The sequence below is a fragment of the Seohaeicola sp. genome (assembly GCF_048006315.1).
GTDB lineage: Bacteria > Pseudomonadota > Alphaproteobacteria > Rhodobacterales > Rhodobacteraceae > Seohaeicola.
The window spans coordinates 1891451-1912358 of sequence record NZ_CP180350.1 but is presented as its reverse complement, the minus strand read 5'-3'; the positions used below and the strand labels follow the sequence as shown (position 1 = coordinate 1912358).

The window sequence follows — 20908 nt, the reverse complement described above, 5'->3', positions numbered from 1 at the left end:
TGGTGAGCGACTGACATGGCGCGCGGACTGGCACGCGATCACGACGAAAAACGCGCCGCCCTGCGCAAGGGGGCGGCGGATTATTTCGCGCAGCACGGGTATGACCGCGCCTCGATGACCGGGGCCGCAAAACACTGCGGCGTGTCCAAGGCCTTGATCTATCACTACTACGCCAGCAAGGAAGACCTGCTGTTCGACATCCTGGACGATCACCTGGGCGCGCTGGTCGAGGTGGTCGAGGCCGCGCGCGGCGAGGGTATTCGCGGTGTGATCCGCGCGGTGCTGTCAGCCTATGAGGATGCGGATTCCGAGCACAAGCTGCAATTGGACGCGCTGGCGACATTGCCGCCGGAACGTCAGGCCCCGCTGATCGCGGCGCAACGGCGTCTGGTCACCGTCATGGCCGAGGCGGTGGATGCCGAACGCCCCGGCCTTGATGCGGACCGTCTGCGCGCGCTGACCATGTCGGTCTATGGCATCCTCAACTGGTTCTACATGTGGCATCGCCCGGGCAAGGGGCTGAGCCGCGCCGCCTATGCCGATCTGGCGGCGGATTTCGTCATGGGCGGTCTGCGCGCCGTCTGAGATGCTGCGCCTTACGCCTGTCGCCTTACGCCTGCCGCTTGTGACTGTCCGGGTCGCTGCCTCAGGCAAAGCTGCCATGGCAGAACCAGCCGCGCGACATGCTGGCGCCGTGGGCGAAGAACAGCCATAGCCGCGCGCCGCAGGTGGTGGTGACGATCCAGTAATCGCGCGTGCCGCTGCGCCAGTCGGGCTCGTCCAGCCACCATTCCGGCGCGATCCGTTCGGGACCTTGTGCGCAGGCCAGCGCCAGATCGCGCCGCCGCCAGCGAAAGTGCGCGGGCAGGTGGGGCGTTTCGGCGGCCGTGACGGGTTCGGGTCGCCACAGCAGCGCCGGTCGCGGTGTGGGCGGCGCGGGCCAGCCGGGTGCCGGGTCCGACCAGGCGGCGGCCAGCACCTGTGCCGATTTCTCGGGGATATGGCTGTTGCCGGGGTGATGGCGGGTGATCGCCTCCATTCCGATGCGCGCGCCGATGCGGGCCATCAGGTCTTCCAGTGCGGTGTCGCGCGCGGCGCGGCCGGCGGCCGCGCGGGCCGCATCCAGATGACCGCTGGCCTGCTTGTCATGCAGGGGCTCGGTGCGCAGCGCCTCAAGCCGCATCATGTCGATCCCGAAACCTGCATCGATCTGGTCCAGCCGCATGACCAGCAGTGGGCGGATGCGCGCGGGATCATGGCTGGCACGGGCCAGTGTCAGCGTGATCTCCTGCCTCTGGCCGTCGCTGCGGTATGCCTCCAGCCGGACGATCCGCGCGCCCTGCCGCTTGTTCGCCAGCAACTGGCACAGACGCTCCAGCAGCCGGTCGGTTGTGGCCAGGATGTCCGCTGTCAGCCCGATGGGATCGGGCAGGCTGATCCGTGTGGCAAAGGCCGTATCGGGGCGCGCCGGGCTGATCGGTTCGGGGGCGCTGCCCAGGGCCTGATCCAGCCGCAGCACCAGCCCCTTGCCGAAACGCCGCGCCAGCGCCGCGCGCGGCTGGCCGGTCAGATCGCCCACATGGCGCAGGCCCAGCCGGGTCAGTTGCGCCACGGTGTCCGGGTCCAGCCGCAAGGCCGCGACGGGCAGGCGGGCAATGGCGGAATGGGTCTGGCCCACGGGTGCGATCGTGGGGGCGAAGGTGGTGCTGGCCCGTGATGGCGCATGGCGCGGCCGTGTGGCGGCGCGCGACCGGGTCGCCCGCGCCTCCTGCTGGATGGCGTCACCGCTGCGCCCTGTCGCGGCATGGCGTCCGGCGTGACGGGCCAGCGCCCATGCCGCCCCCGGCGTATCGGCCAGCCCGGCCTGTACCGACAGGCCCATGCCCTCCAGCGCCGCGCCGATCTGGTCGATCATCGCGGCCTCGCCCCCGAACAGATGGGCGCAGCCGGTGATGTCGAGGGCCAGCGCATCGGGCGGTTCTTCCGCCACCAGGGGCGACCAGCGCCCGGCCCAGCGGCGCAACCCTGTCAGAAAGGCTGCCTCGGCCGCCACATCGCGGGCCTGTGTTGCAAGCTGGGGGCAGATCGCCAGCGCATCGCGCAGTGGCTGACCCGGATAGAGCCCCGCCGCCTGCGCCGGAACCGAGACCGAGGCGATGCGCTGCGCCGATCCCGCCTGTTCGATCACCGCGAAAGGCACGTCCGGCAGGCCGCGCCGCGCCCGCAGCAGACGTTCCGCGCCAAGGCGGGGAAACCAGAGCGAAAGGATTCGTTTCGGGGCCATGGGCAGCTTCGCGGCAATATGTTCACTATTTGTTCTTATCTAGCGCCGCCCTCGCGCAGAGTCGAGTCCGCGCCCTCAGCCGCACCAGATCCGGGTGATCCGGCCCTGTGCGTCATGGGTCACATTCAGCCGGTCGGCGCGGTAATCCATCGTCATCGGGCTGCCGTCCGTCATGATCCGCTGCGCGGCGCCGATGCCGGAAAAGTCCTGATCGGTGACCTGCTGCCCCACCAGGCCTTGCAGGCCCGAGGCGCCGCAGGCGTCCTCGGCTGGCAAGGTTGCGGGCGGCTGTTCGGGCATGCAGGCGGCCATAAGCAGGATGGCACCCAGGGCGGCAGGGACAGGGAGACGCATGAATGTCGGCCTTTGCATCAATTGATACGCTTGCAGCCTAGACCGAAACCCGGCCGCCGGATAGGAGGAGGTTGAACATCGGCGCGCTTTCGCAAAAGGTGGCGCGCGACAACAGGAGGATGCAACACATGCGCACACGTGCCGCCGTGGCCCTTGAGGCCGGCAAACCGCTGGAAATCATGGAAGTGAACCTGGACGGCCCGAAGAAGGGCGAAGTCCTGATCGAGGTCAAGGCGACGGGCATCTGCCACACGGATGAATTCACCCGTTCGGGCGCGGACCCCGAGGGTCTGTTCCCCTGCATCCTGGGCCATGAGGGCGCAGGCATCGTGATCGAGGTGGGCGAGGGTGTGACCACGCTGAAACCCGGCGATCATGTGATCCCGCTTTACACGCCGGAATGCCGTGAATGCTATTCCTGCCTGTCGGGCAAGACCAACCTGTGCACCGCGATCCGCAATACCCAGGGCCAGGGGCTGATGCCCGATGGCACCACGCGTTTCTCGATGCTGGATGGCACGCCGATCTACCACTACATGGGCTGCTCGACCTTCGCCAATCACACCGTGATGCCCGAGATTGCGCTGGCCAAGGTCCGCGACGACGCGCCCTTCGACAAGATCTGCTATATCGGCTGCGGCGTGACCACGGGCATCGGCGCGGTGATCAACACGGCGGGTGTCGAGATCGGATCGACCGCCGCCGTCTTCGGTCTGGGCGGGATCGGCCTGAACGTCATCCAGGGCCTGCGGATGGCGGGGGCCGACATGATCATCGGTGTCGATCTGAACGATGACAAGGAAGCGATGGCGCGCAAGTTCGGGATGACCCATTTCATCAACCCCTCGAAGATCGAAGGCTCGGTGGTGCAGGAGATCGTCAAGCTGACCCAGCGCGGCAATGATCATATCGGCGGCGTGGACTATTCCTTCGACGCCACCGGCAACGTCAAGGTCATGCGCGATGCGCTGGAATGTTCGCATCGCGGCTGGGGCGTGTCGGTGATCATCGGCGTGGCGCCCGCAGGGGCGGAAATCAGCACCCGCCCCTTCCAGCTGGTCACGGGCCGTGTCTGGAAAGGCACCGCATTCGGTGGCGCCAAGGGGCGCACGGATGTGCCGAAATTCGTGGATTGGTACATGGATGGCAAGATCGAGATCGATCCGATGATCACCCATACCCTCAGCCTGGACGAGATCAACCACGGGTTCGACCTCATGCATGAAGGCAAGTCGATCCGCGCGGTTGTCACCTATTGATCCATCTTCCGCCGGAGGCGCTTGCCGTGATGTCGGTGCCTCCGGCGGGGATATTTCCGGCAAGAAGAAACAGGGTTGCGCGATGAGCGACGTGACGATGCGTGCGGCAACAACAGCGGACCGCGCGGCTGTCTGGGACATCCTGCGCCCGGTATTCCGGGCGGGCGAGACCTATGCAATCGATCCCGCGATTTCCGAGGCCGATGCGCTGGCCTACTGGTTCGGGCCGGGGCGCGAGGTGCGGGTCGCCGAAGCGGATGGCGTGGTGCTGGGCAGCTATTACATCCGCCCTAATGCCGAGGGTGGCGGGGCCCATGTCTGCAACTGCGGTTTCGTGACGGCAGAGGCGGCGCAGGGACGCGGTGTGGCCCGCGCCATGCTGGCCGAAGCGCTGGACCGTGCGGCGCAATCGGGCTACCGTGCGATGCAGTTCAACTTCGTGATCAGCACCAATACCCGTGCCGTGGCCTTGTGGCAGACTGCCGGGTTCCAGATCGCGGGCCGCCTGCCCGGCGCCTATCTGCATCCCGCGAAGGGCTATGTGGATGCGCTGGTGATGTATCGCAGCCTGCTGCCCGAGGAGGTGGCGGGCGCAACCTGACAGACTGGACAGACCCATGGACAATCCCGCCCGCCCGCCGCTTCTGGCCGTGCTGATCGACGCGGACAACACATCCCCCAAATGGACGCGCGCCATTTTCGAGGAGATCGCAGGGATGGGCGAGGCCAGTGTCCGCCGCGTCTATGGTGATTTCTCCAGCACGCAGATGAGCGGCTGGAACAAGGTGCAGGCCGAATTCGGGTTGGTCCCGCATCATCAGCCCGCCAATACCGTCGGCAAGAACGCATCCGACATCGCATTGGTGATCGACGCGATGGACCTGATGCATTCGGGTCGTTTCGACGGTTTCGTGCTGATCTCGTCGGACAGCGATTTCACGCGCCTGGCCAGCCGCATCCGCGAGCAGGGTCTGGATGTCTTCGGTATCGGCGCGCAGAAAACGCCCGAGGCTTTCCGCAAGGCCTGCAAGCGCTTCATCTTCCTCGAGAACCTGGAAGGGGCCGATCCTGCGGGCAAACCTGCAGCAAGGACCGAGATGCGGACAACCGGGAACCTGCTGGAGGCGCGCGATCTGATCCTCAAGGCGATGGACAGCATCGACCAGGAGGACGACTGGTATGCGCTGGGCCCCCTGGGCCAGTTCATCACCGCCGCCAACCCGGATTTCGATACGCGCAGCTATGGCAAGAAGAAGCTGAGCGACCTGATCGGTGATCTGAAGATCTTCGAGACCAAGCGCGGATCGGGCAACCAGATCCTGGTGCGGCGGATCGACTGAGGCGTCAGTCGCGCATGCCGTAGCGGGCGAGGAATGTCGTGACGGCGCCTTCGATCACGCGGTCGATTTCCTCGTCCGAGAACCGGTTCTGGATTCCGAACACGGCCCTGGCCCAGAGATCGGCCTTGCACAGTTCGGCAAACTGGTCGGCGGCCAGTTCGAAATCCTCGATCGCGACTTCGCCGCGCGCCTTGGCCTGACGCAGGTAATCCGCGATCCGGGCACGCCCCAGCGCGGGGCCGCTGTCATAGAAGGCCTGACCGAGTTCAGGGAAACGGTCGGATTCGGCGACGCAGACCCGGAAGATGCGTTGCGAGAAATCGGACAGGATGATCCGGATCAGCCGCCCCGCGGTCTGGCGCAGGACCAGCGCGGGTGGGGCGGTCATGTCGATCACCTGCAGGGCGGCGCTGGCCTGACGGGAGCATTCGCGTTCGGCCATCGCGGTGAACATCAACCGCTTGTCCGGAAAATAGCTGTAGAGCGTGGCCTTGGATACGCCCGCCGCACGGGCGATGTCATCGACCGAGGCGCCTTCGAAACCGGACAGCAGAAAGACCTCGCGCGCGCCGTCAAGGACCTGGTCGTACTTCCGGCCCTTGCGCGGTTTGGCGCGCGGCTGTTCGGCGATGATGTTCATGCGACCCTTCCCTGTGCGGAGCCTCAGTTTAAACCGATTGGTTCAGTTTCGACAAGCGATCTGCGCGCGACCACCCCCTTGCCGAACCGCTCAGGGGGAATTAGGTTAAAATCATTCTAATTTAGCTGGAAACAGAAACATGCCTTTCCTGTCCCAACGTCGCCGTTTTCGCGATCTGTCCGAACAAGAGATCCTGGCGCTTGCGATTTCGTCCGAAGAGGATGACGCTCGTATTTACCGCAGCTATGCCGAAAGGCTGCGCACAGATTTTCCCGACACCGCTGCCATGTTCGATGGCATGGCCGCCGAGGAGGACGGACATCGCCGCCGTCTGATCGACCTGCACGAGGCGCGTTTCGGGACCATCATCCCCCTGATCCGCCGCGAACATGTCGCGGGCTATTACGCGCGCCGCCCGGTCTGGCTGATCGAGAACCTCGGTATCGACCGTATACGTGCCGAAGCCGAAGGCATGGAGCGTGATGCCGCGGCCTTCTACCTCAAGGCGGCGCAGCGCAGCACGGATGCGGCTACCCGCAAGCTTCTGGGCGATCTGGCGGCGGCAGAGGCCGGACATCAGGCGCTGGCCGGCGATCTTGCGGAAAAGCACCTGCCGCAGGATGTGCGCGCCGCCGAGGGGCGCGCGGCACATCGGCAATTCGTGTTGACCTGGGTGCAACCCGGTCTGGCCGGCCTGATGGATGGATCCGTGTCGACCCTGGCCCCGATCTTTGCCACGGCATTCGCCACGCAGGATACATGGACCACGTTCCAGGTTGGTCTGGCCGCGTCGATCGGTGCGGGGATCTCCATGGGGTTCACCGAGGCGGCCTCGGACGATGGCGAACTCTCCGGGCGCGGATCGCCCGCCAAGCGCGGCTTTGCTTCCGGCATCATGACTACAGTGGGCGGGCTGGGTCACGCGCTGCCTTACCTGATCACCGATTTCTGGACCGCCACGGTCATCGCCATCGCGGTTGTCTTCGTGGAATTGTGGGCGATCGCCTGGATCCAGAACCGCTACATGGAAACGCCGTTCTTCCGCGCGGCGTTGCAGGTGGTGCTGGGCGGGGCGCTGGTGCTGGCAGCCGGGGTGCTGATCGGCAGCGGTTGATACCCTGTGCGCCGATGATGCTTTCGGCGATTGACGCCGCCCCCCGCCGTGTTACCAACGGCTGATGTTCGAGATCTTTCTGAAGACATTGCCCTTCTTCATGGTGATCGGCGTCGGCTACGGCGCGGGGCGCAGCGGCTTCTTCACCGAGGCGGCCACGGCATGGCTGACCAAGTTCGTCTTTTACTTTGCCCTGTCGGCGATGCTGTTCCGTTTCTCGGCCAACCTGTCGCTGGCCGAGGTTTTCGACCTGACCTTCGTCAAGGCCTATCTGCTGGCCACCGTGGTGGTCTATCTGGTGGTGACGGCCGTGGCCCTGCTGCGCCGCATTCCCCTGCAGGAGGCCGCGATCGAGGCGCAATGCGGCGCCATCGGCAATGTCGGCTTTCTGGGTATCCCGATGCTGGCGCTTCTGTTGGGCGAGGCGGCCATCGCCTCGGTCATGCTGGTGCTGGCGGTGGACCTGATTGTCTTCGGCAGCCTGATCGTGATCCTGATCACCGGTGCGCGCGACGGGCGGCTGTCCTGGGGCATCTTCCGCAGCATCGGGCTTGGCTTGCTCAAGAACCCGATGATCGTGTCCATCGTGCTGGGTCTGGGCTGGTCCGGCCTGCAAATCCCCATTCCTGGCCCGCTGAATGAATTCGTGATCCTGTTGGGCAATGCGGCCACGCCGGGCGCGTTGTTCGCGATCGGCGCCTCGCTGGCATCGAAATCGGCCGAACGGGTCTTTGTGGCCGGGTGGCTGTCGTTCTGCAAACTGGTGTTGCACCCGGCGGCGGTTGCCGTGTCGGCGCTGCTGATCTTTCCGGTCGAACCCTATGCCGCAGGCGTCATGATCGCGGCGGCGGCTTTGCCTGTGGCGGGCAATGTCTACATGCTGGCGCAGCACTATGGCGTGGCGCCGCATCGGGTGTCGTCCTCGATCCTGATTTCGACGGCGCTGAGCATCGTGACCGTCTCGCTTGTGATCGGCTGGATTTCGACGCTCTGAGCTTGTGGGCAGGTGGCCCTTGGCTTAGCCATGACCCAAACGCGAAAAGGAGACCTCTGATGCAAACCCTTTCCGAAAACGCCTGTTTCGGCGGTGTGCAAGGCGTCTACCGCCATGCTTCGCAAGCCACGGGAACCGACATGACATTCGGCCTGTTCCTGCCGGCCGAGGCCAAGGATGGCCCCGTGCCCGTGCTGTGGTATCTGTCGGGGCTGACCTGCACGCATGAGAATGCGATGGTCAAGGCAGGCGCGCAGGGCTGGGCGGCGGAACAGGGGATCGCGCTGGTTTTCCCGACACCAGTCCGCGCGGCGAAGGTGTGGCGGATGACGCCGCCTATGATCTTGGGCAGGGGGCCGGTTTCTACGTGAACGCCACGCAGGCGCCCTGGGCACCGCATTTTCGCATGTGGGACTATGTGGCGGATGATCTGCCGGGCCTTCTGTTCAACGAATTCGCGCTGGACGCGGACCGTCAGGCAATCACCGGCCATTCCATGGGCGGGCATGGCGCACTCACCCTTGCCATGGGCCTGCCGGGGCGGTTCCGCTCCGTCTCGGCCTTCGCGCCGATCTGCAACCCGACGGGGGCCGACTGGGGGCGCAAGCAACTGGGCGCCTATCTGGGCGATGACGAATCCACATGGGCGCGCCATGACGCCAGCCTGATGATGCGCGCGGTGGGTCTGGATATCCCGCTGCTGTGTGACACTGGCACCAAGGACCAATTCCTTGACAACCTGCGCCCCGAAACCCTGGCCCATGCCGTGATGACCCGCCGCGCCCAAGCCACCCTCCGGCTGCAACCGGGCTATGACCACAGCTATTTCTTCGTCTCCACCTTCATGGAAGATCACGTCACCTTCCACGCCGAGGCGCTCTATTCGTGACCACGCTTTTCATCGACGCCGACGCCTGCCCGGTCAAGGAAGAGGCCGAACGTGTGTCCACCCGCCACGGCATCCAGATGAAACTCGTCAGCAATGGCGGGCTGCGCCTGTCGCGCAATCCGCTGGTCGACGTGGTGATCGTGGACGCAGGCCCCGATGTGGCCGACATGTGGATCGCGGATCGTGCGGGGCCCGGCGATGTGGTGATCACCGGGGATATTCCGCTGGCTGCAAAATGCGTGGCGGCGGGGGCGCGCGTGCTGAAACACAACGGCGAGGCGCTGACACAGGCCAATATCGGCAATGTGCTGGCGACCCGCGATCTGATGGCCGACCTGCGCGCCGCCGATCCGTTCCGGCAAGGCGGCGGCAAGGGCTTTACAAAGGCGGATCGGTCGCGCTTTCTTGAGGCGCTGGACCGCGAGATCCGCGCGGCCCAGCGGCAGGGCTAACCCAAGAGGAGAGGCGAATGACCGTTCAGGCCGTGATCTTCGATATCGGCAATGTGCTGATCGAATGGCAGCCCGAACGGTTCTATGACGCCAGCATAGGGCCTGATCGCCGCCGCGCGATGTTCGCGGATGTGGATCTTCATGCGATGAACGACCGCGTGGATTCGGGCGGCGGTTTCGCCGATGAAATCGCTCGCACCGCGCGGGATTATCCCGATCACGCTGCGGCGATCCTGATGTGGCACACCCACTGGCTGGATATGGCGCGGCCCGAGATCCCCCATTCCGTCCGCCTGCTGCGCGCCCTGCGCGCGCGCGGCATGCCGGTCTTTGCCCTGTCGAATTTCGGGCTGGAACCCTTCGGGATGGCGCGGGGTGTCTATCCCTTCCTCGATGAATTCGACCAGCTTTACCTGTCGGGGGCGTTGGGCGTGACCAAACCCGCCCCCCGCATTTACGAGATGCTGGAACAGCGCTGCGGCATCCCGCCCGACCGTCTTCTCTTTACCGATGACCGCGCCGAAAACATAGACGCCGCCACAGCACGTGGGTGGCAAACCCATCTTTTCGATGGACCCGAAGGCTGGGCGCGCCGTCTGGTCGACGAGGGGATCCTGACCACAAGCGAGGCCGCATGAGCATTCCCATCATTCCCTTCACCGCCGAGGCGCATCTGGACTGGCGCGCCCTGACCAGGGCGCTGACCCATGGCCACACCCTTCCGAAGGCCGAGATTGCGGATACCTTCCTCTATCGCACCCCAGACACGCTGCTCAACCGCGCCGCATGGATCGACGGGCTGGGGCTGGCGGTGAAATCCGCCACGATCTTTCCGGGTAACGCCGCGCAGGGCCAACCCGTGGTCAACGGCGGCGTCACGCTTTATTCCGACCGTGACGGGATGCTCGAGGCGATTGTCGATTTCCATCTGGTGACCAAATGGAAAACCGCAGGCGACAGCCTCTGTGCCGCGCTCCGGTTGGCGCGGCCCGACAGTCGCCGCATCCTGATCGTGGGGGCCGGCACCGTGGGCCGTTCCCTCCGGCAGGCCTATGGCGCGGGCTTCCCGGATGCAGAATTCACGATCTGGAACCGCAGCCGCGCCGGCGCCGAGGCGCTGGCCGCCGACTGGCCCGGCATGACCGTGGCCGATGATCTGGCAACCGCCGTGTCACAGGCCGACATCATCACCTGCGCCACGATGAGCACCGAACCTGTGATCAACGGCGACTGGCTGCGCCCCGGACAGCATCTGGACCTGATCGGCGCCTACCGTCCCGACATGCGCGAGGCGGATGACGCGGCCCTGCGCCGCGCGCGCATCTTCGTGGACAGTTACGACACCACCGTGGGTCATATCGGCGAGATCAAGGACCCGCTGGCGCGCGGCGTGATCGACCGTGCCGACATCCAGGCCGATTATTACGAGCCTGAAAACTTCATGCGCCGATCCGAAGACGAGATTACCCTGTTCAAGAATGGCGGCGGCGCGCATCTGGACCTGATGACAAGCCGTTATATCCTGGATGCCTGGAGGGCTGCACAATGATCTGGTTCCTCGTCTTTCTGCTGGTACTTGGCCTGATCGCGATCTGGCCCTTCGCGCGTGAGGCGATGCGCAAACCCATGGATGACGCGGCCCGACAGGATGCGCCGGGGGAATTCGCGCAACTGTCGCAGGGCGTCACGCATTACCGATGGATCGGGCCCGTGCGCGGCCCCGTGGCGGTCTGCGTGCATGGCCTGACCACACCCTCGATGGTCTGGGACGCGGTGGCGCAGGGCCTCGCGCTCATGGGCTTTCGCGTTCTGGTCTACGATCTTTACGGGCGCGGCTATTCCGACCGGGCGCCGGGCCTGCAGGATCAGGATTTCTTCATCCGTCAACTGGATGATCTTCTGGCCGCGCAGGGTGTGACAGAGGATGTGACCCTTCTGGGGTATTCCATGGGCGGTGCCATCGTGTCGGCCTATACGGCGCGCAACCCCGGCCGTGTGCGGCGCATGATCCTGCTGGCGCCTGCGGGCATGGGGCATGATCTGGGCAAGCTTGCCAAGTTCACCCGCGACACGCCGATCCTTGGGGATTGGCTGATGCTGCTGCGGTATCCGGACCTGCACCGGAAAGGCACCGAGGCCGAGCGCGCCCTGCCCACCGAGGTCGAGGGGATCATCGACTACCAGCAGGCCGAACTGGGCAAGCGTGGCTTCGTGCCGGCGGTCCTGTCCTCGATGCGGGGGATCCTGCCGCGCCCGCTGGAAGATGAGCATCGCACCATCAGCCGCGAGGGGATTTCCGTGATCGCGATCTGGGGGCGCGATGATGCCGTCATTCCGATCAGCGCGATGGGCCGATTGGCGCAATGGAACCGCATGGCCCGGCAGGAGGTGATCGACGGGGCAGGTCATGGGCTGACCTATACCCACGCCAGCGCCATTGTCCGTCTCATCGAGGCGGGCATCGCCGCCGAGGTGAAAGGCGAGTGATCGACGCTGTCTTGGGGGTCAGGCAGCCTTGGCAGTCAGGGGCATCGGCTTTTCGCGCACCGGCAAATGAACAATGGCGCTGAAGGCGCCAACGCCGACACCGATCCACCAGACCAGCGTGTAGTCGCCGGTCAGGTCATACATCTTGCCCCCCAGCCAGACGCCCATGAAGCTGCCCAGCTGGTGGCTGAAGAACACGATGCCGTAAAGCGTGCCCATGTAGCGCAGCCCGTAGATATGCGCGATCAACCCCGAGGTCAGCGGCACCGTCGCCAGCCAGAGCGATCCCATCGCCGCCGAGAACAGCAGCACGGTCGCGGGTGTGATCGGGGTCAGGATGAACGCGGCGGCCACCACGGTCCGCGCGGTATAGATACCCGCCAGCAGATACTTGCGCGGCCAGTATTTGCCGGCCCAGCCTGCGGTCAGCGTGCCCGCGATATTGGCCAGACCGATCAGCGAAATCGCCACGGCACCCAGCGCCGATGTCGTGGTGATGCCAAGTCCGTGCAGCACGCCGCCCGGCAGGATCGGGCCGCACATCTCGGTCACGAAGGCCGGGAAATGCGCCGTGATGAAACCCAGCTGATAACCGCAGCTGAAAAAGCCCACGAAGATCAGGGTAAAGGACGGGTCGCGAAACGCCTTGTTCAGGATGCCGCCCAAGCTCTGTTCAAGCTCGGCCCGGCTGGCGGGGGGCGTGGGCGCGCGCATCAGGGGCAGAAGGCAGAGCACCGCAAGGATGGATGCGGCAAAGACCAGAAACACGCTTTGCCAGCTCATCATCGTCAGCAGCCACTCGGCCAGCGGCGCGCCGAAGATCTGCCCGCCCGACCCGGCAGCCGTGGCAATCGCCAGGCTCATCGAGCGGTTCTCGTCCGTGGCGGCGCGCCCGACAACGGCCATGATCACGCCGAACCCGGTGCCGGCGATGCCGAAACCCACGAGGATTTCGTAGAACTGATGTGCTGTCGGCGTCACCGCGAAGGACGACAGCACAAGCCCCGCCGCATAGAACAGCGCGCCCAGAACGATCGCCTTGCGGTCGCCCAGTTTCTCGGCCATGGCCCCGAAGAAGGGTTGCCCGATGCCCCATGCCAGGTTCTGGATCGCGATCGCCAGGCTGAATTCTGCGCGCAGCCAGCCGAATTCCTCGGCGATCGGGATCTGGAACACGCCGAAACTGGCCCGGATCGCGAAAGACACCATGATGATGGCGCAACCGACCAGAAGGACAGGCGTGAAGATGGAGGCGGGTCTGGCGGCGGGGGCGCTGTGCATCTGAGGCTCCTGGGGTGGTGGCCGGACCTTAAGCCGATGGTTGGCAGCGTCAATCGACGAAATATGCGCCCAATCCTCACCTTTCGTGATGTCCTGCGTCTTTTCATGGCTTGGGACGCGGGCTAAGGAGGGACATGGAAACGCTGCTCCAGATCTACGAGACCCGCGTGCAGGAGGGTCGCCTGAGCCCGGATGACGCCCAGCTTGAGGCGCTGCCCGAGTTCGAGCGTATTCGCGCGGCCCTGTCCCAGCCGGTGAAGCGCGGCCTGTTCCGCAAACCGCCGGAACCGCCCAGGGGGCTTTATCTCTGGGGCGGTGTCGGGCGCGGCAAGTCGATGCTGATGGATCTGTTCGTCGAAAGCCTGCAGGTCCCGGTGCGCCGCGTGCATTTCCATGCCTTCATGCAGGAAATCCACAACGGCATGCACAAGGCGCGCCAACGCGGGGTCGAGGATGCGATCGCCCCGGTCGCCGCCGACGTGGCGGCCTCGGTCAAGGTTCTGGCCTTCGACGAGATGCAGATCACCGACATCACCGATGCGATGATCGTGGGACGCCTGTTCGAGGCGCTGTTCAAGGCGGGCGTGGTCGTGGTGACCACGTCGAACCGGGTGCCGGATGACCTGTACAAGCACGGTCTGAACCGGCAGATCTTTCTGCCGTTCATCGCCCTGCTCAAGGAACGGATGGTCGTTCATGAACTGGTCAGTCACAGGGATTACCGGCAAGACCGGCTGGCAGGCTCGCCTGTCTATTTCACACCAGCCAACGACGCGGCGCGGGCGGCCATCGCGCAGGTCTGGCAGGACCTGACAGGCGGTGGTGCGGAACCGCTGACGCTGCACGTGAAGGGGCGGCAAGTTGAGATACCCGCCTTTCGCAATGGCGTGGCCCGCGCGTCATTCTACGATCTATGCGGCAAGCCGCTGGGGGCTGCGGATTACCTTGCCCTGGCCGAAGCGGCGCGCGTTCTGGTGCTTGAAAACATCCCCGCGCTTGGGCGGACTAATTTCAACGAGGCAAAGCGCTTCGTCACCCTGATCGACGCGCTCTATGAGGCAAAGGTGCGCCTGATCTGCTCGGCTGCGGCCGAGCCGGAATACCTCTACCTCGAGGGTGAGGGGACATTCGAATTCGAACGCACCGCCAGCCGCCTGCGCGAGATGCAATCGGCGGAATGGGCCGGCGATCTGATCTGATCGGCGTCGCTTTGCCGATGTGGAAAACAGCGGTTCTTTTCGATCCGCCTGCGGGCTATCACGCGCCTATGTGAAACCCTTTCGAGGCTTGTGATGGTACCCTGTTCCCGACGTGTCGCCCTTGGCCTGATGGCGGCCCTTGCCGTGTCGGCCTGTGCGCGGTCTCAACCCGAAGCGGTCGCAGACCTGACCACCCGCTCGACCCCGCTTTATCCGAATGAAACGCCCGAACTGCGTCGCCTGATCGTGGCCGCTGCACAGGAAAACGATGTGCCCGTGGACCTGGTGCAGCGTGTGATCCTGCGCGAAAGCACCCACCGCCCCGGTGCGCGCAACGGGCCATATTACGGGCTGATGCAGATCCTGCCCGCCACCGCGCGCACGATGGGCTTTCGCGGGCAGCCCGCCGACCTTCTGGATGCGGAAACCAACCTGCGCTACGCCGTGCGGTATCTGCGCGGCGCGTGGCTGCTGTCGGACGGCAGCCATGACCGCGCGGTCATGTGGTATGCGCGTGGTTACTACTACGAGGCCAAGCGGCGCGGCATGCTGCGCGAAACCGGCCTGCGGGCCTGATCGCCTGAGGGCAAACCGGGGTCCCTGAAAATGAAAGGGGGCCGTTGGTTCGGCCCCTCTTTCGTCTCCTGCCTGCCTTAACTGTCAAATCGTCGGGATCACCAGACGTTGCCCGACCCGCAGGCTGTCCGGGCTGGACAGGACCGTGCGGTTGGCATCGAAGATCGTGTTGTAGCGCGACATGTCGCCATAAAACCTGAGCGCGATAGACCCAAGGCTGTCGCCCGCGCTGACCGTGTAGACCTGTTGCTGGCCTGGCTGGATGCGGCCCGAGGATGAAACCTTTGCCGCGCCGATATCCTGTCCGCTTGCAATCGCCGCCTGGGCCACGATGGTGCTGAGGATGATATGGGTATCGACGCGCCCCTCGGCGGTCACAAGGGCGCTTGGCACGGTGATCCGGCCGCTTCCGGCGGCTTCGTTCAGCAAGGCGTCGATATAGGCGTCTGACTGACCCGCCTGCAGTGCCTGCGCGATCAGTGTCTGGAATGCGCTGGGCGACTGCGCGGGGTCAGGTTGCCCCGTCATCTTGCGCAAGCCGCTGAGCGCGGCCATGGACATCGCGTGCAGCGGATCATCGGCACCTGTGTCTGTCGGGGGCGGGGCCGGTGGCGTCACGCCCAGTTCGGCCAGAACCCCACGGGTCATGGCCTGCAGGTCAACATCCGCCGCAACGGCCGGAAGGGACGCCACATGGCCCTGATCCTGTATGCGCGGCCCTGCCTGCGGCACGCTTTGCGCCACTTGCGGCACCGCAGCCGTGGGGGTGATCGCCAGATTGTCGAAGCCGGCCGAGGATCGCGTGACATTCGCCCCCTCCGCTGCCGGTGGTGCGCCCGGATCGGCCTTGAACAGAACAAGGGCAACCGTGATCCCGGCGAAAAGGCTGGCGATGGCAAGGGCGCGAAGCATGGAAATCTCCGGTAAACGGCGGCTACTGGCAAGAAACATGTTGCCCCCCAGGTAGTCCGGGGGGGCATTCAATGTGGTTGTGACCCGTGCGGTTGCGGACAAGGTCAACCTCCGCTCGGGGTATGGGTGCTCAGGCCCAGTTGCAGCCAGACCTGCATCCCGCCGCGATAGTAGCTGAGCTTTTCGGCAGGATAGCCCGACTGAAGCAGATACCGGATCGCAAGCGGTGCCTGATCGCACCAGGGGCCGTTGCAGAAGATTGCCAGCTGCCTGGCCTCCGAGAAATCCCAGTCCGACCCTGTCAGGGTCGCGCCAAGCGCCTTGAGGATCTCGTCACGATAGGGATTGGCCGGATCGAGCGTGGCAAAGGGCAGGTTGATCGCGCCGGGGATCGTGCCCTTGGCGAAGAATTCGGGAAGCCTGCTGTCCAGAAGCAGGCCCTCACCCGCCGCGACGCTGGCATCCAGGAAATCCATCACCTCAAGCTCGCCCAGGGTGACGACACCGGGCGCCACGGTCATCGGCGTGATGCAGAAAGGCGGGCAGGGGCGCGAGGTGCGGGCAAAGTCGCCCTCAAGCCGGTTCTCGCTGTCCTGGATACGGTCGATGACAATCTCCGCACCATTCAGCGTGATCGTCCGCGCCTCGATATCCTGGGTGATGCGCACGCTCTCGGCATGGGCGGGAAGTGTTGCAAAACTCACAAAAACACACACAAGGCCAAAACGGCGCAACATCACGAATATCCCCCTGAAAAGGGACAGCCCTGAATATCGGCAGACGGGCTTGCCCCGATGAATAGGCCAGATATAGGCGAATCGGTCCGAATCAGTCAACATAAAGTGATTCGCAGCGGGGGCGAATCGTCCATCTGCCGCTGCTTTGCCGATATCACGTGCGCTGCGGGTGGCGCGTTCCGGCTGCCCCGTGGGTCAGCCGTTCTCGCGCAGGATCGATCCTGCAAGGTACAGCGATCCGCAGATCAGCACCCGCGCCACGGGATCCTTTGCGGCGATATCGGCCAATGCCGCGCTGACCGATGCGGCCACGCTGGCGCTGATCCCGGCCTGTGTCGCTGCTGCCGCCGTATCCTCTGCCGGAAGCGTCGCCTCGGTATCGGGAATGCTGACGGCGTGAAGGCTGTCGACATGAGGAGCCATCGGGCGCAGATAGCCGCCGATGTCCTTGGTGTTCAGCATGCCGCAGATCAGATGCGTGGGGCGCTTGGGCAATGTTGCAAGATGCGCGCCGATCGCTTCGCCCGCTGCCGGGTTATGCCCGCCATCCAGCCAAAGCTCGATCTGCGGAGCCGAAGCGACAAGCGGACCCTCGCGCAGTCGCTGCATGCGGGCGGGCCAGAAGGCGCGGGTCACCGCAGCTTCGAAGGCGACATCGGGCTGTCCCAGATGCCGCAGGGCCGCCAGCGCCGCGCCGGCATTCTGGATCTGATGTGCGCCGGGCAGATTTGGCAGGGGCATGTCGACCAGCCCGTTCTCGTCCTGATAGATCAGGCGGTCGCCTTCGCGTCCCACGTGCCAGTGCTGTCCATGGATCAGCAGGGGCGCGCCGACGCGCGCGGCGCTGGCCTCGATCGCATCCAGCCCCTCATCGGTCTGGGGCCCCACGATGCAGGTCACGCCACGTTTCAGGATGCCGGCCTTTTCGCCTGCGATCTTGCCGATGGTGTCGCCAAGATATTGTTCGTGATCCATCGAAACCGGCGTAATGATGCACAGCGCGGGCTTTTCGATCACGTTTGTTGCGTCCAGACGTCCGCCAAGGCCAACCTCAAGCAGGGTGTAATCGGCCGGGATGCGCGCAAAGGCCAGCAGCGCCGCGCAGGTCGTGATCTCGAAATAGGTGATGTTGGCACCGTCATTCGCGCCATAGCAGTCCTGCAGCATCTCGGTCAGATGTTGCTCTGTGATCAGCTCTCCCGCCAACCGGATCCGCTCATGGAACCGCGCCAGATGCGGCGAGGTATAGGCATGAACCGCATGTCCTGCCGCCTCGAGCCCGGCGCGGATCATGGCCTGTGTGCTGCCCTTGCCATTGGTGCCTGCGATATGGATCACCGGCGGCAGGCGATCCTGCGGGTTGTCCAGTGCGGCCAGCAGCCGCCAGACACGATCCAGCGTTAGGTCGATGATCTTGGGGTGAAGCGCCATCATCCGTTCAAGGATGATGTCCGAACCTGCGGTTGCCATGATCGGATCAGGTTGCGCTGGTGGGTGTCGCTGCCGCCGCTTCGGGGGCGGGCAGATCCCCCCAGACGGCGGGCGTCTGGCCCGTCAGCATGCGGATGATGGTGATCAATTCCTCGCGCAGCTTGGTGCGGGGCGTCACGCGGTCCAGCATGCCATGATCCAGCAGGTATTCGGCACGCTGGAATCCTTCGGGCAGTTTCTCGCGGATCGTCTGTTCGATCACGCGGGGACCGGCAAAGCAGATCAAGGCGCCGGGTTCCGCGATCTGCACATCGCCCAGCATGGCATAGGATGCGGTTACCCCGCCCGTGGTCGGATGGGTCAGCACCACGATATAGGGCAGGCCCGCCTCTTTCAGCATCTGGATCGCCACGGTCGAGCGCGGCATCTGCATCAGGGACAGGATGCCTTCCTGCATGCGCGCGCCACCCGCAGCGGAAAACAGGACAAGTGGCCGCTTGAGCTTTACCGCTTCTTCGGCGGCGGCGATGATCGCATTGCCCACATACATGCCCATGGACCCGCCCATGAAGCTGAAGTCCTGCGCCGCGGCCACGATGGGCGTGCGCCCGATCTCGCCTGTCGCGACAAGCATCGCGTCACGCTCACCGGTCGATTTCTGCGCGGCTTTCATGCGCTCGGGGTATTTCTTCTGGTCGCGGAATTGCAGCGGATCGGCCATCGGTTCCGGCACCGCCACCTCGCTGAAGATGCCGCCATCGAACAGGGCCTTGAACCGCGCGCGCGGCGTGATCGACATGTGATGCCCGCAGGATGTGCAGACATTCTGGTTGTCGCTGAGTTCGCGATGAAACAGCATCGTTCCGCAGTCGTCGCATTTCGTCCAGAGGTTCTCGGGCACTTCGCGACGCGAGAAGATCGAGTTGATCCGCGGGCGGACGTAGTTGGTGATCCAGTTCATGGGCGACAGGCCTTTTTCGTGGTCGAGTGTCCGTGTGGACGGTTCTAGGGCCGAGGTAAGCCTTCGGGCAAGAAAATGCAATCAGCGCCGGATCGCGATCCGGGCACCGACCCATAGCATGCCGATCCCCAGAAGCTCGACCAGAAAGCCGGGATCGAACAGGCTGACGGGGGCCATGCCGTCCGAAGGCAGAGGGTGCGGCATGGTCGGCGGCGGCAAGAGGGACTGGGCCGGATCGGCGGGAAACAGGAACAGCGCCAGACCGGAATCCATGCCGCCCGCCTGCCCGAACAGAAGAAACGCCAAGGCGTTGTTCACCAGGTGAAACCCGATGGCCGGCCCCAATGTGCCGCTGCGCGCGGTCAGGTCCGCCGCGGCAAGACCGAAGCAGAAGGCCCAGATCATGTAATGAGCGGCCTCGACCGGGGGCAGTTCCGGCGTGTAATGCGCCGAGGCGAACAGCAGGCTTGGCAGCACCAGCCAGACCCATGGCCGGTCGAACCGCGCTGCAAGCTGTTGCTGGACATAGCCCCTGTAAAACAGCTCCTCTGCCCCGGTCTGGATCAGCAGCGCCAGCAGGGCCACTGGCAACAGCGCCAGCCAGGGGCCCAAGGGGCGCATCTGGGTGAACGACAGCAGTTCGACATCGGGGGGTATGAATTCGATGGCCAGCGTCCCGATGGCCAGCAGCAGCGTGACCTGAAACATCTGTTGCACCGCCAACGATGGTTGCCCGATCAGGCTGGCAAGGCCGCGCCCATGCAGCTTGGCGCTGACCAGCACGACCGCAAGGCCCAGGGCGAGAAAGCTGTAAAGCTGGACCAACAGCCCGCGCGGTGTGCTGCCGCCCGCCACTTCGGTTGGGTTGGCCAGCGGCACCAGTTGCAGGAACGGCTCCATCAGGTGCACCGACGCCAGATACATCACCTCGACCAGCAGGATTCCGATCACCAGCAGCTTCGGTTCCGACCGCGCCCGGGCAGGCTCGACGAAACGCAAATGCGGATCATAGGCGCGCCGGGTCATCAGCGCCGAATCGCAAGCCGCGCCGCCAGCCAGCCGATCAGGATCAGCATGGCGTCGATCATCAGATAGGGTCGCAGGGCCACGGGATCGGCCATGTCGATCTGCAACCGGAACAGCGCCAGCCCGGACAACGTGCCTTCAGCCGACAGGATCAGCAGGGCGCTGGCATTGGTCACGAAGTGCAGGGCGATGGCCGGACCCAGCGTGCCGGCACGCGCCGTCAGATCCGCGGCGGCCAGCGCGAAACCCGCTGCCCAGGCCATGATCAGCCAGCCATTGGCACCGGCATCGGGCCGGTAATGCAAAAGACCGAATATCGCAGCCGGTGCCACCATCCACACCAGCGGGCTGCGAAACCGCGCGGCCAGTTGCTGCTGGATATAGCCGCGAAACAGGATTTCCTCGGCCGAGGTCTGCACCAGAACCGCCACCAGCGATACGGGCAGCAGCAGGATCCAGGTCACCGGCGAAAGACCGGGCACCAGCGGATCGGCAAATCCCCATGGCGGCAGCACGATGATCGCGATAGCAATCGCGATCAGCACCGCCAGCGTCGCACCGAATTGCCGCAGCATCAGCGGCCAGTGCCCCAGCAGCGTCAGCGGATTGCGCCTGTGCAATTGCAGGGTCACCAGCGCCGCGGCGAGGGTCATGATCAGAAAGCTGTAAAGCAGGATCAGAACGCCGGCCGCGCTCTGTCCCGGTGTTTCGATGCGGGTAATGTCGCGGTGCAACCCCTCGCCGGCAAGGCGCAGGACCGCCTGCCCGAACAGGGCGTTCAGGCCGATCACGATGACAACGATCAGCACAAGGCCCAGCGCCAGCCGCCAGACCTGCGCATGCGCACGCGCGGGGCCGACAAAGTCATTGTGGGCATCGTAGCGCATCGGTCGGGTCTGGCTCCTCGTGTCGCGGCCTGTCCATCAGACCCATGCCGTGAACCTAGCGCGTGGTCGGGGGTGCGAACAGGGG

General features: G+C 64.9%; 22 protein-coding genes and 1 pseudogene. 13 read left to right on the top strand and 10 right to left on the bottom strand.

Translation table 11 applies throughout. The features are described 5' to 3' along the window. The first annotated feature begins 15 nt into the window (after positions 1 to 15). On the top strand, positions 16 to 585 hold the full coding sequence (locus ACMUJL_RS09630) for a TetR/AcrR family transcriptional regulator (protein WP_375568681.1): 570 nt from the start codon (positions 16 to 18) through the stop codon (positions 583 to 585). 61 nt (positions 586 to 646) lie between these two features. Here the strand turns inward: ACMUJL_RS09630 and ACMUJL_RS09625 are convergent, their stop codons facing one another. Beyond that, complete coding sequence (locus ACMUJL_RS09625; protein WP_416914236.1) at positions 647 to 2284, bottom strand: Y-family DNA polymerase; 1638 nt, start codon at positions 2282 to 2284, stop codon at positions 647 to 649. Positions 2285 to 2359: 75 nt separating this feature from the next. Next, on the bottom strand, positions 2360 to 2638 hold the full coding sequence (locus ACMUJL_RS09620) for an I78 family peptidase inhibitor (RefSeq protein ID WP_068294010.1): 279 nt from the start codon (positions 2636 to 2638) through the stop codon (positions 2360 to 2362). Between the two features lie 128 nt (positions 2639 to 2766). Here ACMUJL_RS09620 and ACMUJL_RS09615 point away from each other — a divergent pair, with 128 nt between their 5' ends. From ACMUJL_RS09615 to ACMUJL_RS09605, 3 genes are all read left to right on the top strand, one after another. Then, positions 2767 to 3897 (top strand): S-(hydroxymethyl)glutathione dehydrogenase/class III alcohol dehydrogenase, encoded by a 1131-nt coding sequence (locus tag ACMUJL_RS09615; RefSeq protein ID WP_068294398.1) that lies wholly within the window; start codon positions 2767 to 2769, stop codon positions 3895 to 3897. 82 nt (positions 3898 to 3979) lie between these two features. Then, positions 3980 to 4498 carry a GNAT family N-acetyltransferase gene (locus ACMUJL_RS09610; RefSeq protein ID WP_138177157.1) on the top strand — a complete coding sequence of 173 codons (519 nt, stop codon included), beginning with the start codon at positions 3980 to 3982 and terminating at the stop codon, positions 4496 to 4498. 16 nt (positions 4499 to 4514) lie between these two features. Then, positions 4515 to 5237 carry an NYN domain-containing protein gene (locus tag ACMUJL_RS09605; protein WP_068294009.1) on the top strand — a complete coding sequence of 241 codons (723 nt, stop codon included), beginning with the start codon at positions 4515 to 4517 and terminating at the stop codon, positions 5235 to 5237. A 4-nt stretch (positions 5238 to 5241) separates the two neighbouring features. Here ACMUJL_RS09605 and ACMUJL_RS09600 read toward each other — a convergent pair whose 3' ends face one another. Beyond that, positions 5242 to 5877 carry a TetR/AcrR family transcriptional regulator gene (locus tag ACMUJL_RS09600; protein ID WP_068294006.1) on the bottom strand — a complete coding sequence of 212 codons (636 nt, stop codon included), beginning with the start codon at positions 5875 to 5877 and terminating at the stop codon, positions 5242 to 5244. Positions 5878 to 6016: 139 nt separating this feature from the next. Between ACMUJL_RS09600 and mbfA the strand changes: the two genes are divergently transcribed. From mbfA to ACMUJL_RS09565, 7 genes and pseudogenes are all read left to right on the top strand, one after another. Beyond that, complete coding sequence (gene mbfA, locus ACMUJL_RS09595; RefSeq protein ID WP_068294001.1) at positions 6017 to 6991, top strand: iron exporter MbfA; 975 nt, start codon at positions 6017 to 6019, stop codon at positions 6989 to 6991. A gap of 64 nt (positions 6992 to 7055) precedes the next feature. Then, positions 7056 to 7985, top strand: a complete 930-nt coding sequence (locus tag ACMUJL_RS09590; RefSeq protein ID WP_068293998.1) for an AEC family transporter — start codon at positions 7056 to 7058, stop codon at positions 7983 to 7985. Between the two features lie 59 nt (positions 7986 to 8044). Continuing rightward, positions 8045 to 8874: pseudogene (fghA, locus tag ACMUJL_RS09585) on the top strand (S-formylglutathione hydrolase). Next, a complete protein-coding gene (locus ACMUJL_RS09580) occupies positions 8871 to 9326 on the top strand; it encodes a YaiI/YqxD family protein (protein ID WP_375568690.1) in 456 nt (151 codons plus the stop codon). Before fghA ends, ACMUJL_RS09580 begins: the two are co-directional and overlap by 4 nt. 17 nt (positions 9327 to 9343) lie before the next feature. Beyond that, positions 9344 to 9964, top strand: a complete 621-nt coding sequence (locus ACMUJL_RS09575; RefSeq protein ID WP_375568692.1) for an HAD family hydrolase — start codon at positions 9344 to 9346, stop codon at positions 9962 to 9964. Further along, positions 9961 to 10875 (top strand): ornithine cyclodeaminase family protein, encoded by a 915-nt coding sequence (locus tag ACMUJL_RS09570; protein ID WP_375568694.1) that lies wholly within the window; start codon positions 9961 to 9963, stop codon positions 10873 to 10875. Before ACMUJL_RS09575 ends, ACMUJL_RS09570 begins: the two co-directional genes overlap by 4 nt. Then, positions 10872 to 11813 (top strand): alpha/beta fold hydrolase, encoded by a 942-nt coding sequence (locus tag ACMUJL_RS09565; protein ID WP_068293983.1) that lies wholly within the window; start codon positions 10872 to 10874, stop codon positions 11811 to 11813. The genes ACMUJL_RS09570 and ACMUJL_RS09565 overlap by 4 nt, the downstream gene beginning before the upstream one ends. A gap of 18 nt (positions 11814 to 11831) precedes the next feature. On the opposite strand, the gene ACMUJL_RS09560 is transcribed toward ACMUJL_RS09565, so the two are convergent. Beyond that, complete coding sequence (locus tag ACMUJL_RS09560; protein WP_068293982.1) at positions 11832 to 13094, bottom strand: MFS transporter; 1263 nt, start codon at positions 13092 to 13094, stop codon at positions 11832 to 11834. Positions 13095 to 13228: 134 nt separating this feature from the next. On the opposite strand from ACMUJL_RS09560, the gene zapE reads away from it, so the two are divergent. Continuing rightward, a complete protein-coding gene (gene zapE / locus ACMUJL_RS09555) occupies positions 13229 to 14293 on the top strand; it encodes a cell division protein ZapE (RefSeq protein ID WP_375568697.1) in 1065 nt (354 codons plus the stop codon). 93 nt (positions 14294 to 14386) lie between these two features. Further along, a complete protein-coding gene (locus tag ACMUJL_RS09550; protein WP_068293970.1) occupies positions 14387 to 14869 on the top strand; it encodes a lytic transglycosylase domain-containing protein in 483 nt (160 codons plus the stop codon). An 84-nt stretch (positions 14870 to 14953) separates the two neighbouring features. Here the strand turns inward: ACMUJL_RS09550 and ACMUJL_RS09545 are convergent, their stop codons facing one another. The 6 genes from ACMUJL_RS09545 to ACMUJL_RS09520 form a co-directional block, all read right to left on the bottom strand. Beyond that, positions 14954 to 15781, bottom strand: coding sequence for a LysM peptidoglycan-binding domain-containing protein (locus tag ACMUJL_RS09545; protein WP_375568699.1), 828 nt, complete (start codon positions 15779 to 15781; stop codon positions 14954 to 14956). A 104-nt stretch (positions 15782 to 15885) separates the two neighbouring features. After that, on the bottom strand, positions 15886 to 16449 hold the full coding sequence (locus ACMUJL_RS09540; protein WP_375568701.1) for a rhodanese-like domain-containing protein: 564 nt from the start codon (positions 16447 to 16449) through the stop codon (positions 15886 to 15888). 264 nt (positions 16450 to 16713) lie between these two features. Beyond that, positions 16714 to 17988 (bottom strand): bifunctional folylpolyglutamate synthase/dihydrofolate synthase, encoded by a 1275-nt coding sequence (locus ACMUJL_RS09535; RefSeq protein ID WP_375568703.1) that lies wholly within the window; start codon positions 17986 to 17988, stop codon positions 16714 to 16716. Positions 17989 to 17995: 7 nt separating this feature from the next. Then, complete coding sequence (gene accD, locus ACMUJL_RS09530) at positions 17996 to 18910, bottom strand: acetyl-CoA carboxylase, carboxyltransferase subunit beta (RefSeq protein WP_068293957.1); 915 nt, start codon at positions 18908 to 18910, stop codon at positions 17996 to 17998. Between the two features lie 81 nt (positions 18911 to 18991). Next, complete coding sequence (locus ACMUJL_RS09525; protein ID WP_375568706.1) at positions 18992 to 19936, bottom strand: CPBP family intramembrane glutamic endopeptidase; 945 nt, start codon at positions 19934 to 19936, stop codon at positions 18992 to 18994. Further along, positions 19936 to 20823: a CPBP family intramembrane glutamic endopeptidase gene (locus ACMUJL_RS09520; RefSeq protein WP_375568708.1), complete on the bottom strand. Its 888-nt coding sequence runs from the start codon at positions 20821 to 20823 to the stop codon at positions 19936 to 19938. The genes ACMUJL_RS09525 and ACMUJL_RS09520 overlap by 1 nt, the downstream gene beginning before the upstream one ends. Between the last annotated feature and the right edge of the window lie 85 nt (positions 20824 to 20908).

Coding starts and splice junctions, on each gene's coding strand:
- ACMUJL_RS09630 (WP_375568681.1), top strand. CDS start 16: ATGGCGCGCGGACTGGCACGCGATCACGACGAAAAACGCGCCGCCCTG.
- ACMUJL_RS09625 (WP_416914236.1), bottom strand. CDS start 2,284: ATGGCCCCGAAACGAATCCTTTCGCTCTGGTTTCCCCGCCTTGGCGCG.
- ACMUJL_RS09620 (WP_068294010.1), bottom strand. CDS start 2,638: ATGCGTCTCCCTGTCCCTGCCGCCCTGGGTGCCATCCTGCTTATGGCC.
- ACMUJL_RS09615 (WP_068294398.1), top strand. CDS start 2,767: ATGCGCACACGTGCCGCCGTGGCCCTTGAGGCCGGCAAACCGCTGGAA.
- ACMUJL_RS09610 (WP_138177157.1), top strand. CDS start 3,980: ATGAGCGACGTGACGATGCGTGCGGCAACAACAGCGGACCGCGCGGCT.
- ACMUJL_RS09605 (WP_068294009.1), top strand. CDS start 4,515: ATGGACAATCCCGCCCGCCCGCCGCTTCTGGCCGTGCTGATCGACGCG.
- ACMUJL_RS09600 (WP_068294006.1), bottom strand. CDS start 5,877: ATGAACATCATCGCCGAACAGCCGCGCGCCAAACCGCGCAAGGGCCGG.
- mbfA (WP_068294001.1), top strand. CDS start 6,017: ATGCCTTTCCTGTCCCAACGTCGCCGTTTTCGCGATCTGTCCGAACAA.
- ACMUJL_RS09590 (WP_068293998.1), top strand. CDS start 7,056: ATGTTCGAGATCTTTCTGAAGACATTGCCCTTCTTCATGGTGATCGGC.
- ACMUJL_RS09575 (WP_375568692.1), top strand. CDS start 9,344: ATGACCGTTCAGGCCGTGATCTTCGATATCGGCAATGTGCTGATCGAA.
- ACMUJL_RS09570 (WP_375568694.1), top strand. CDS start 9,961: ATGAGCATTCCCATCATTCCCTTCACCGCCGAGGCGCATCTGGACTGG.
- ACMUJL_RS09565 (WP_068293983.1), top strand. CDS start 10,872: ATGATCTGGTTCCTCGTCTTTCTGCTGGTACTTGGCCTGATCGCGATC.
- ACMUJL_RS09560 (WP_068293982.1), bottom strand. CDS start 13,094: ATGCACAGCGCCCCCGCCGCCAGACCCGCCTCCATCTTCACGCCTGTC.
- zapE (WP_375568697.1), top strand. CDS start 13,229: ATGGAAACGCTGCTCCAGATCTACGAGACCCGCGTGCAGGAGGGTCGC.
- ACMUJL_RS09550 (WP_068293970.1), top strand. CDS start 14,387: ATGGTACCCTGTTCCCGACGTGTCGCCCTTGGCCTGATGGCGGCCCTT.
- ACMUJL_RS09545 (WP_375568699.1), bottom strand. CDS start 15,781: ATGCTTCGCGCCCTTGCCATCGCCAGCCTTTTCGCCGGGATCACGGTT.
- ACMUJL_RS09535 (WP_375568703.1), bottom strand. CDS start 17,988: ATGGCAACCGCAGGTTCGGACATCATCCTTGAACGGATGATGGCGCTT.
- accD (WP_068293957.1), bottom strand. CDS start 18,910: ATGAACTGGATCACCAACTACGTCCGCCCGCGGATCAACTCGATCTTC.
- ACMUJL_RS09525 (WP_375568706.1), bottom strand. CDS start 19,936: ATGACCCGGCGCGCCTATGATCCGCATTTGCGTTTCGTCGAGCCTGCC.
- ACMUJL_RS09520 (WP_375568708.1), bottom strand. CDS start 20,823: ATGCGCTACGATGCCCACAATGACTTTGTCGGCCCCGCGCGTGCGCAT.